Origin of the sequence: Endozoicomonas sp. YOMI1, assembly GCF_024606345.1 — a bacterium.
GTDB lineage: Bacteria > Pseudomonadota > Gammaproteobacteria > Pseudomonadales > Endozoicomonadaceae > Endozoicomonas.
Genome location: NZ_JAHHPM010000002.1, coordinates 1 through 1,775 on the forward strand (window position 1 = coordinate 1; position 1,775 = coordinate 1,775).

2 protein-coding genes and 1 pseudogene are annotated in these 1,775 nt (G+C 38.0%); 2 read left to right on the top strand and 1 reads right to left on the bottom strand.

The window, feature by feature from the left end:
- Window positions 1-185 (top strand): annotated as a pseudogene (locus KDK15_RS00040) (RimK/LysX family protein); the annotation flags it as partial.
- Between the two features lie 67 nt (window positions 186-252).
- Complete coding sequence (locus tag KDK15_RS00045; protein WP_257293325.1) at window positions 253-462, top strand: hypothetical protein; 210 nt, start codon at window positions 253-255, stop codon at window positions 460-462.
- On the opposite strand, the gene KDK15_RS00050 is transcribed toward KDK15_RS00045, so the two are convergent.
- Window positions 440-1,222 carry a hypothetical protein gene (locus KDK15_RS00050; RefSeq protein WP_257293326.1) on the bottom strand — a complete coding sequence of 261 codons (783 nt, stop codon included), beginning with the start codon at window positions 1,220-1,222 and terminating at the stop codon, window positions 440-442. The genes KDK15_RS00045 and KDK15_RS00050 overlap by 23 nt on opposite strands.
- Window positions 1,223-1,775 lie beyond the last annotated feature (553 nt).

Consider the following 1,775-nt stretch of genomic DNA (forward strand, 5'->3'; position numbering starts at 1 on the left):
AAGCCACCATTGAACTGGGCAATATAAAAACCACCACCGAGTTCAGCCTTACCTCACGTTCCAAGTTTCCCCAGAGTATACTGCTGGGGCGTAATACCCTGGATGACCTGGCGGTGATTGATACCTCACGAAAGTATCTGCTGGATAGCTGCCAGCCAGTCGGAGATATTGCGTTTAGCTACTAAAACCAGTGGCTAAAAGACTTAAAAGCTATTAATCACAAAGGCATAAAGAGCACAAAGGAAGAGTTTTTTGTATGAACTGGACCGAACCTTCGACCATAACGTCAAGGTGCTGGATATTGAGGCGGTGGAGCAGGTTCTGCCCCAAGATATCGACAACAAGACCATTGTCGTAGTGAGTACCATTGCCAATTTGCGGGTGAAAAATACCAGCGGGCGATTGATTTACGCCTACCGGGAATGTTTTGAACCGCACTTTAGCTCAAGTTTTTCTCTATAAATTTATCTAATTCCGTAGTACTAGGCTTTGTCATCATAAAATCGAATAATTTGGTCAATTTTATCCTGTTATCATCGTAATCCGCTTGATCTACACCTTTGGCAAAAGTTAAGAATTCATCTGCTCTTTCAAAAGCAAGCGTATCATCTTCAATGCCATAGTTATTGTTGATTTTTACTATCAGATTACAGCAAAATGCTCTCCAGCTTGAATGCACGGACTGATCACAAGCAAAATCATAAAGACTCAGCACAAACAAACTAAAATTGTTATATGTCTTTGTGTTTGAAAGGTTACGAGCATTCGAATCGTTAAATTCGTTTGATAACTTGAATTTTAATTGACCAGGCCCTTCATCAAAAATTATATTTGAACACTTGGTACAAAATGAATTTGGAAAATATTCCGATCTCTCTAAATATAAATTTTTAATCCTTTTCAATAAATCTCTTAAAAGCAACAACTCTTGCATGCTTTCATCACGATCAAAAATTCTTTTAACGAGATAATCTGATCGAAGTATTGAAACATTACGTGTATGAGTTGCACTGAAATTCACAAAATCAGAAAAAGACATTTTTGATGCTATAGATACCAATACTGAATCAGGAAGTACAGCAATATCACTTTGATCAGGTTTGCAATATGGAATATTTACGGATCTAAGACCAAAAAAACCTATTGGGATATCTGAATCAGGTATTTTAGTATTAAGAATGAATGAGCTTACTTGAGGTGACACAACAGAACTTTGAATCATAATACAACCTTTTCTTTTTGAAACCAATTTTGGGAAAAAGTTCCATGTTCGGAATTTTTCTGCCTGCTTCGAATTAAAAAAAACACCATGCTGCCCCCCATAAGCGGTTGCTTTAATGAGTTTTCAACTTTTGTATCAATGATCAGATCAGTCTTTTCTGCTGCTTCAGGATTAAAATCATAAAGAAACTCAAAGATTTTTTCCCGATCATTCAGAGACTACTCTTCTTCCCATAAAATCATTAATGGCTGCCTCTATTGCGAATTTTTGCTGTGAGTACAAATGTTGGCACAATTATAGAACCGCTCACAAAATACGATAGTGAATACCGACCATGCCGGAGGGTTTGGAATTTACAGGTGGAGCAATAGAACCTCCAATTAGCCCCTCAAACGCCCCCCGTTTGGAAATTTAAAAATTATATGAAGAAAAAATAAGGGGTTATGCTGGCATGTGCGCGGATTCAGTATCTATCAGCTGTGAACCCCCTTGTACCTGGGAATAGTCCTTGAATAATTTCCACATTTTGGAGCCCCCAAACTCCGTTCGTCCT

Excerpts from the sequence above, each read along its gene's own strand:
- KDK15_RS00050 (WP_257293326.1), bottom strand. The coding sequence starts at position 1,222 with ATGATTCAAAGTTCTGTTGTGTCACCTCAAGTAAGCTCATTCATTCTT.